The following is an 8,324-nucleotide window of genomic DNA, read 5'->3' as shown; positions in this document are numbered from 1 at the left end:
AAAAAAAAAATGACGCGGATCAGCTCGGGCGAACAGACGATCACCTGGCGCAGGCTGAACCAGGCCGAAACGCGGTCATTGTCCTTCCAGCGATCGACCAGCCCGGTGTTCTTTTCCAGCGCCTCGTCATGGGTCTGAAGCATGTTGGCCGGGACCTCGGCGCCGATGTTTTCGGACTGGTTCACCGTGGACTGGCTGATAAAGCCGCGAATGCCCACATCCATCGCCGCGCGGCCGAATTCATCGGGATGCGGGCCACCGGCCTCGGCAAAGCAGGTCGTTCCAACCTGGATCATGTTGGTATAGGCGACGAGGCCGGACAGGTAGGCATCGTGCGGCTCAAGGCAGCTTTCCCAGGGGATCAGGTAGTTCTTCCAGACCGGCAGCTTCAGCGGACGCTGCCGCCCGATCTGCTGCAACTTGCCACGCAGAAGCTGCTGACCTGTGTGGAAATGCGCATCGATCAACCCCGGCATGGCGATCCTGTCCGTGCCGTCGATCACCTCATCGGCGACAAAGTTCGCCTCTGCCGTCTTCCCGATCCAGAGGATCCGGCCCTTGTCCACCGCGATGGCCCCATCCGAAAGAACGGTGCCCTCTGCATCCATCGTCACCACGTCGGCGTGACGGATCAGGATGTCGACCTTGCGCGGTTCACCTTGCGTCTGGGTCACAGCATCCCCCGCGTGTCTTGTGCGCTGAAGGGATCGACCTTGACGTCGAGGGGCGGCAGCAGGCCGGCGGCGGACCTGGCAGGGAAACTACGGCAGTCCATCTGGACTCCTTCCGGTTGGCATCGTTGGAAAAGACCCCCGGCCCTTGAGGAGCATGCGGGGCCGGGGGCAGGGGGCGCTGGTGGTCAGAGCCCCGCGGCAGCTTCCTTGGCAAGGGACAGGTCAAGAAGCTGGTCCACGGGCGGCACGGTGCGGCCGCCGGCCACGTCGGTCATGATGCCGTCGATCAGCGCGGGGTCGAAGACGAAGTAGGGCTCGCCCTCTGCCGGCGGGATAAGGTCGGTCTGAAGCTCCATCTGGCGGACCTGCTGGGCCTTCTCCAGCCCCAGGTCTGCGCCGTATTCGTTCACCACCAGGTCGGCCACCGCCTCGGGGTTCTCAACCGCGTAATCCCAGCCCTTCATGAAGCCGCGCAGGAAGCCCACGACCTTGTCGCGGTTCTCCTCCACGTAGTCGCGGCGCGCCACGATCAGCCCCTGTTTCACGTCATAGCCAAGATCGTCGAACAGGGTGGTGTGGAAATCCGTGCCCTCTGTCATCCCCATGTTTTCCAAGGTGATCGGCTGGTTCGTGGCAAAGGCGAAGTAGATATCGCCATCTCCTGCCACCAGCGGTTCGGGGGAAAAGCCGGTCGGCTTCACCTCGTACTCATGGGGCAGCCCGTTGATGTCCAGGATCGCATCGATGATCTCGCTGTCCTCGGGTTTTTGCGCCAGGTAGGTCTTGCCCACCAGGGCCTCGGCCTTGTCCAGCGGCAAATCCCCCATGGAGATGAAGGCCGCCGGGCTCTTGTTCCACAGCGCGCCCAACACGACGAAATCATTGCCGCTGGCGATGGCATCCAGCACCGGTAGCCAGTTGGCCGTCACGATATCGGCCGTGCCCGCAGAGAGCGACACCAGCGTTTGCGGGGCGTTCGGGCCGCCGGGGATGAAATCCACCGCAAGCCCCTCTTCGCTGAAATAACCCTGGTCCAGGCCGGCAAACAGCCCGCCCTGTTCGATGTTCGAGATCCAGCCATAGGCAAAGGTCATCTCGAAGGGGCTTTCCTGCGCGGGGGCGATCGCGGGCAGCGCGGCAAGGCTCAGCGCGGTCCCAAGGGCCAGCAGGCTCCGGCGCGTCATGCTGAAAGTTCTGGTCATGTCAGTTTCCCTGTGGCGTTGGTGGTGCACCTGTTGGGTGCTTGTCATGGCCCGGCTTTGTGCGGGGCTTACAACTACAGTTACAAACCGGGTCAACTCCTGTAATAAGAATTACAGAAAGAGGAGGCGGTTTCTTGGGAAAGGGGCAGGAGATGCCGGAAAATAGGGCAAAGCGCGTGCTGCCGGCGGGCTCTGAGGTGGCCGAGAAGATCGAGTCGATCTATCCGGAGCTTTCGGATGCGCTGCGAATCTTCGCGGATTTCGTGCTGTCGGAGCCGATGAAGGTGGTGCAGCTGTCGATCAACGACACGGTCCATGCCTCTGGCGTCTCGGTAGCCACGGCGAACCGCTTCGCCCGCCGCCTGGGCTATGACGGCTATCCCCAGTTCCGGGCAGAGGTCGTGCAGGCCTTTGAATACGTGCTGGCCCCAGTGGATCGGCTGCGCCAGCATATCTCGGCCGGGTCGACGGTGGCCGAACGGGTCACCGCCAGCTTCAACGAGGATATGGAGAACATGCGCGACGCGCTGGCCAACCTGGACATGACCCGGGTAGAGGCCCTGGCCCGCGCCATCGTGGAACGCGATCACGTCTATGCTCTGGGCTTTGACAATGCCGGCGCGCTGGCCTCGATCTTTGCGCATCGCCTGGCGGTGGCCGGGGTGCATGTTCAGACCATTCCGGGCGGTGGCGGTCGGCTGACGGCGGCGCGCGAACTGGCCCGCCTGCCCGAAGGCAGCATCGTCATGGCCATCGCCTTTCCCCGCTACATCCGCGACACCGTCGAACTGGCAGAGGTCGCGGCGCTGCGCGGGCTGACGGTAGTGGGCATCACGGATACGCAAAGCTCTCCGCTGGCGCAGATCGCCAGCTGGTCGATCTACCTGCAGGCCCGGCGCACGCTTGGATCGACCTCCGATTGCGCGATCCTGGCCTTCCTTGAGGCGCTCTCGGTCGTGATCGCCGCCCTGCGCCCCGGGGCCGATACCGCGTCAGAGGAATTCGCGGACCTCGGGCTGCCCTTCATCCTTGGCAAGGTCTCCGACAAGAGCTGAGGGCGGGGCGCTCAGCCCTCCGGCCCCAGCATCGGCAGCCCGCTCAGCCGGGCGACGCATTCGGCGGTATTGCGCACCTTCAGCTTCTCGAAAAGCCGGGCGCGATGGGCCTCCACCGTGCGCGGAGAGATCTGCAGCGTTTCCGCGATCTGCTTGCTCGTGCGCCCCTCCGTCACCAGCATCGCCACCTGCCGCTCCCGGCGGCTCAGGTCGACGATGGGCCGGCTGTCGGAGATGTCGATCATGCACCAGACCGCGCGGGCATAGGGGCTGGTGCGGTCGCGGGATTGCCCGTGGACGCTGCACCAGAACTTGCTGCCGTCGCGGCGCTTCATGATGCGTTCGTCGTGGTAGCTGCCGGTGCGCTTCATCTCTGCCAGTCCGATCTCTCCGATCCGGCGGTATTCATCGGCAGAGGGATAGAGCAGGGACAGCGACTGCCCCGCCAGCGTTCCGGGGTCATAACCGAAGGTCGCCTCGAAGCGGGCGTTGCAGGTCAGGATGGTCCGCTCCAGCGTCAGCGCCAGCCCGACCGGAGACAGTTGAAAAGCCTCTGCGTCCACATCCGGATGATCCGTCATTGCCTGTCCTGCCTGATACCCTGCCTGCCCTGCGCGCCCGTGCCCGGCATGGCCCGGACTCCAGCATTGTGCCAGCCCGCCGGCGGGTCAATCTCTTGTAGGGATCGGCTCTTGCAGGCCCCGGTTCTTTCAGGGATCGGGGCGCGGTTGCCGCCCTCCAGCTTACAGGCTGACCAGCGCCTCGGTGAAGAGCTCTTCGAAACGGGGGGCGTCGACCTCCGTGGCGACCAGCGCATTGGGCACCTGCTCTCCGGTGCGGCGGCGGTCCGGGATGACCTGCCCGCGGGTGATCTCCCCGGCGCATTCCACGTCGATCTGAAGTGCCTCGCAGGTCACGATGGACGGATCCTCCGCCACGGCCACCGCCAGCGGATCATGCAGCGCGCACCAGTCGATGCCGGGATATTGCCGCTCATAGGCCGCCAGGTAGAACCGCGCGGCCTCCATCACGTAGCCCGCCGCCGTGCCGCCCCGCTTGGCGATATCGGCCATCCTGGCCGCACTCAGCCGCGTCTTCATAGTGACATCCATGCCCACCAGCGTGATCCGCGCGCCCGATTGCAGCAGGATCCGCGCGGCCTCGGGATCATTGTAGAAATTCGCATCCGCCATCGGGCTGGGAATGCCCGGTACCCCGGGATGGGCGAGCGAGCCGCCCATAACCACGATCCCCTGCAGCTTTTCGGCGATATCAGGGGCCTTCATAAGCGCCTGCGCCACGTTGGTCATCGGGCCCACGGGCACCAGGGTGATCTCTCCGGGGGTGGCGCGGACCATCTCGATGATCAGGTCGGGGCCCCAGATCTCCTGCGCGGTGGCCTTGGGCAGCGGCATCTCGACCTCTCCGATGCCGTTGCTGCCGTGGATATGCTCTGCCGGGGCGACGAAGGGGCGCGTGAGGCTGCGCTTGGCCCCGGCGGCCACGGGAATATCGGGGCGGCCCGCGGCCTCCAGCACCTGCAGCGTGTTGCGCGTCGCCGCGCCCACGTCGATATTGCCATAGGTGCAGGTAACTGCGGCCAGTTCGATCCCGGGCCGGCCAAGCGCGTAAAGGAGCGCCATGGCGTCGTCGATGCCGGTGTCCACGTCCAGGATGATGCGGGTGCTCATGGTCTGTCCTCCTTGGTCAATGCCCTGCATCCCCCGGCAAGCCGCTGACGGCAAGGTGAAACTTCCTGCAGGGGCAGCAGCGCGCGCCGATGGCGCCACCCCCGGCCGGTAAAAGCCGCCCTTTGCGGCGGCGCGCGTGCAAGCGCCTGCCATCGCCGGTGAACACCCGGGTTTTCCCTTGCCGCTTCCGGGGTTTGCGCCTATAGCCGACCTAAACGGTCGGATATATCCCGACCCCGTCAGCCCCAGACCACCAGAAGTCCCTGTCACCCATCCGGCCTGCAGGCCGCCAGGCAGCCGGGCCGGACCCGAGATTGCGATGACAGCCTTTTCCACTTCCTTCCCTTCCGGGCTGGACGCGGGTGTGGGGGCACAGCCCTACCGCATCGGTGCGCTCAGCGGCACGGCCGCCCATTGGCACCGTGGCCCGTCAGAGGCGCTCTCGGCCCGGATCGCCGCGCTTCCCGCCCAGCAGATCGTGGCCGCGCTGCCCTTTGATCGCAAAGGCGACGGGGTGCTGCTCAGCGAACTGACCCCGGCCCTGCCGGACAACCCCGCCAAGGCCCCCGGCCCCCAGGCCCAACTGCTGTCCCATCGCCCGCTGCCCGCGCCAGAGGCTTACGCCGCCGCCGTGGCCGAAGCGACCCGCCGCCTGCGCGCGGAGCCCGATTTCCGCAAGGTCGTGCTGGCCCGCTGTCTTGAGCTGACCTTTGACCGCACCCCGGATATCGCCACCTTGCTGGAGGCGCTCTCCCGCCATCCGGTGGCGCTGCCCTACATGCTGCCGGTCCATGATCCGGCCAGCGAAACGCCCCGCCACCTTGTCGGCGCCAGTCCCGAGCTTCTTCTGGCCCGGGAAGGCAGCACCCTCCGCTCGCATCCTCTGGCCGGCTCCGCCCGGCGCAGCGGCGATCGCGCCGCGGACAGCGCGGCGGCTCAGGCGCTGAGCGGATCGGCCAAGGACCAGGGCGAACATGCGCTGGTGGTCGAACATATCTGCGATCTGCTGGCCCCGCTCTGCAAGGAGCTCCAGATGCCCCGGGGGCCGCAGATCTTCACCACCGATTCCATGATCCACCTGGGCACGCCGATCCGGGGCCTGTTGCGCGGCGATGATCACAGCGCCTTCGACCTGGCGCGCCTGCTGCACCCCACGCCCGCCGTGGGCGGCACCGACCTTGAAAAGGCCGAAGACTGCATTGCCCGGCTCGAACCCTTCTCGCGCGGGTTCTTCGCCGGGGCGGTGGGCCAGCAGGATGCCCGGGGCAACGGCGCCTTCCACGTGGCCATCCGCTGTGCAGAGATCGCCGGCACGCGTGCCCGGCTCTTTGCCGGGGCCGGGATCGTGGCCGATTCCGATCCGCTTGCCGAAACCGCAGAGACCGGGGCGAAATTCGGCACCATGCTCCGCGCCCTTGGCTGCGGTGACCTTGGGTGTGGCGACCTCAGCACCCCGCTCTGAAGACACCAGGAGACTCCATTGGCCCTGCCGAAGATCCCAGATTACGCGCTTCCCACGCAATTGCCCGCCCCGCGCGCGCCCTTCCGGCTGGACCCGTCCCGCGCGGCCCTGCTCGTGCATGACATGCAAAGCTACTTCTGCCGGCCCTACGGCGAAGACGGGCTGACCCGGCCCGAAAGCCCGCTGGCCCAAGCCGTGCCCAATATCGCCCGCCTGCTCGAGGCCGCCCGCGTCGCGGGTGTGCCGGTCTTCTACACTGCGCAGAAGGGCAACCAGTTCCGCCCCGATCGCGGGTTGCAGGCCGATATTTGGGGCCCGGGAATGCAGGCCATCCCCGAGCATGAAGAGATCATCGGCCCGCTTGCGCCTGCGCCGGATGACATCACCCTGGTCAAGCACCGCTACTCCGCCTTCCAGCGCTCCAACCTGGAAACATTGATGCGCGCGCGGGGCCGCGACCAGCTGATCGTGACCGGGATCTACGCCCATATCGGCTGCCTCTGCACCGCGACAGAGGCCTTCCAGCGCGATGTGGAGCCCTTCTTTGTTGCCGATGCCCTGGCCGATTTCGGCCCCGATCAACATGCCATGGCGGTGAACTGGGTCGCGGCCACCTGCGGCGTGCCGCTGCTGACCAGCGATACCCTGACCACCCTGAGCGGAGCCTGAGCCATGCAGCTGACCGGATTTGACGGCGCCCATGCCCTTGTCACCGGCGCGGCAGGGGGGATCGGGCTGGCCGCCACGCGTATCCTTGCCGCCTCCGGCACGCGGGTCTTTGCAACGGACCTGCCCGTCGCGCTGGAAGAGGCGCCAGAGATCGCCAATGTCACCTGGTCGCCGCTTGATGTGTCGGACCCGCAGGCGGTGACGGCGGCCATCGCCCGGGCAGAGGCCAGCGCGCCGCTGGACCTGGGCCTGCATGCGGCGGGCATCCTGCTGCTGGACAGCATGCTTGAGACCACGCCGCAGGATTGGCAGCGGGTCTTTGACGTCAACACCCATGGCACCTTCTACGTGACCCAGGGGCTGGGCCGGGTCATGGTGCCGCGCAAGCGGGGGGCCATCGTCTCTGTCGCGTCCAATTCCGCCGGGATCCCGCGCCTTGGGATGGGGGGCTACCCGGCCTCCAAGGCGGCGGCGATGATGGCGGTACGCTGCCTGGGGCTGGAGCTGGGCGAACACGGCATCCGCTGCAACGTGGTCGCCCCCGGATCAACGCTGACACCGATGCAGACCGCCATGTGGGATGACCCGCAAGCGGGGGCAGAGGCGGTGATCGCGGGCTCCCTGCCCGGGTTCAAGTCCGGCATCCCCCTGGGCAAGCTGGCCACGCCAGAGGATATCGCCCGCGCCGCGATCTTCCTGCTGTCCGAAGAGGCCGGCCATATCACCATGGCGGACCTTTACGTCGACGGCGGCGCGACCCTGCGCGCCTGAGCCTGCCGTTCCCCTGCCGCGCCTGCGCCGGGGGGCACGGTCCCGGTGGCCGCCCGCGCGCTTCCTGACAAATCAGGAATGTATTGCACGTTTAGATTGAAATTTACCATTCGGCGGCGGATAGTGGCCTGACTTGACGCAGGGTTGCCTTGGTGTGCGACCCGGCCCAGCCAATGATGCCAGGGAAGTTTCCGATGCGCCGTGTCCTCTCTCCGCTTGCCGCCCCCCTTGCCGCAGTCCTGGCGACCTGCCTGGCCGGACAGGGGGCGCTGGCCCAGGCCGGGCCGACCTGCCCGGCGGAACGGGCCACGCAGCTTTTGCCCGCCGATCCCCAGCTTTGCGCCGAACTTGCGCCGGTGATCCGCGATCCCGGCGCCCTCCCGCTTGAGGAGTACGAGGAAAAGCTCGGCACCTTCCTGCGGGCCTTCTGCCACCGCGACGCGGACTCGGGCTGGATCTCGGACAAGCACGTGCGCGACACCGGGCCCTATGTCGTCCACCTTGAGGACGGCGCCTACGAAGGGCAGGGGCTTGGCACCCACTCCCCCGTGGTGATCTGGTATTCGCCCGAGATGGCCGCCTGGATGCGCACCAACCGGACAGAGGCCGCCAAGGTCCCCAACCCCCCGGAAGAGGCCGCGGTGCCCGCCGGCGCGGTCATGGTGAAAGAGATGTATCCCTATCCGGCGGCAGATTGCGCGGCCACGGATGTGACACGGCTGCTGCCCGCCAATGGCGCGGCGGTCATGGTGCGCGCGCCGGAAGTGGCCCATGACGGCTGGGACCGGGGCTGGGTCGGC

At 67.0% G+C, this 8,324-nt stretch carries 9 protein-coding genes; 5 read left to right on the top strand and 4 right to left on the bottom strand.

What is annotated here, in order from left to right:
- The coding region (locus tag HCZ97_RS14220) for an amidohydrolase family protein (RefSeq protein ID WP_217701791.1) at positions 1 to 674 on the bottom strand (674 nt) is incomplete at its 3' end.
- A gap of 185 nt (positions 675 to 859) precedes the next feature.
- Positions 860 to 1,876: an ABC transporter substrate-binding protein gene (locus HCZ97_RS14215; protein ID WP_167689380.1), complete on the bottom strand. Its 1,017-nt coding sequence runs from the start codon at positions 1,874 to 1,876 to the stop codon at positions 860 to 862.
- A gap of 152 nt (positions 1,877 to 2,028) precedes the next feature.
- Here HCZ97_RS14215 and HCZ97_RS14210 point away from each other — a divergent pair, with 152 nt between their 5' ends.
- Positions 2,029 to 2,931: a MurR/RpiR family transcriptional regulator gene (locus HCZ97_RS14210; RefSeq protein WP_167689379.1), complete on the top strand. Its 903-nt coding sequence runs from the start codon at positions 2,029 to 2,031 to the stop codon at positions 2,929 to 2,931.
- A gap of 11 nt (positions 2,932 to 2,942) precedes the next feature.
- Here HCZ97_RS14210 and HCZ97_RS14205 read toward each other — a convergent pair whose 3' ends face one another.
- Together HCZ97_RS14205 and HCZ97_RS14200 are read right to left on the bottom strand one after the other, a co-directional pair.
- Positions 2,943 to 3,512 (bottom strand): PAS and helix-turn-helix domain-containing protein, encoded by a 570-nt coding sequence (locus HCZ97_RS14205; RefSeq protein WP_167689378.1) that lies wholly within the window; start codon positions 3,510 to 3,512, stop codon positions 2,943 to 2,945.
- Positions 3,513 to 3,674: 162 nt separating this feature from the next.
- Positions 3,675 to 4,622: a nucleoside hydrolase gene (locus tag HCZ97_RS14200; RefSeq protein WP_167689377.1), complete on the bottom strand. Its 948-nt coding sequence runs from the start codon at positions 4,620 to 4,622 to the stop codon at positions 3,675 to 3,677.
- Between the two features lie 319 nt (positions 4,623 to 4,941).
- Between HCZ97_RS14200 and HCZ97_RS14195 the strand changes: the two genes are divergently transcribed.
- The 4 genes from HCZ97_RS14195 to HCZ97_RS14180 all read left to right on the top strand — a co-directional run.
- Positions 4,942 to 6,084 carry an isochorismate synthase MenF gene (locus HCZ97_RS14195; RefSeq protein ID WP_167689376.1) on the top strand — a complete coding sequence of 381 codons (1,143 nt, stop codon included), beginning with the start codon at positions 4,942 to 4,944 and terminating at the stop codon, positions 6,082 to 6,084.
- Between the two features lie 18 nt (positions 6,085 to 6,102).
- Positions 6,103 to 6,753, top strand: a complete 651-nt coding sequence (locus HCZ97_RS14190; RefSeq protein WP_167689375.1) for an isochorismatase family protein — start codon at positions 6,103 to 6,105, stop codon at positions 6,751 to 6,753.
- A 3-nt stretch (positions 6,754 to 6,756) separates the two neighbouring features.
- Positions 6,757 to 7,524: an SDR family oxidoreductase gene (locus HCZ97_RS14185; RefSeq protein WP_167689374.1), complete on the top strand. Its 768-nt coding sequence runs from the start codon at positions 6,757 to 6,759 to the stop codon at positions 7,522 to 7,524.
- A gap of 194 nt (positions 7,525 to 7,718) precedes the next feature.
- The coding region (locus HCZ97_RS14180) for a hypothetical protein (RefSeq protein WP_217701790.1) at positions 7,719 to 8,324 on the top strand (606 nt) is incomplete at its 3' end.

The sequence above is a fragment of the Pseudooceanicola sp. HF7 genome, assembly GCF_011806405.1.
GTDB lineage: Bacteria > Pseudomonadota > Alphaproteobacteria > Rhodobacterales > Rhodobacteraceae > Pseudooceanicola.
Note: the sequence above shows the minus strand (reverse complement) of the source record. Positions and strands in the feature narration are given on the sequence as shown.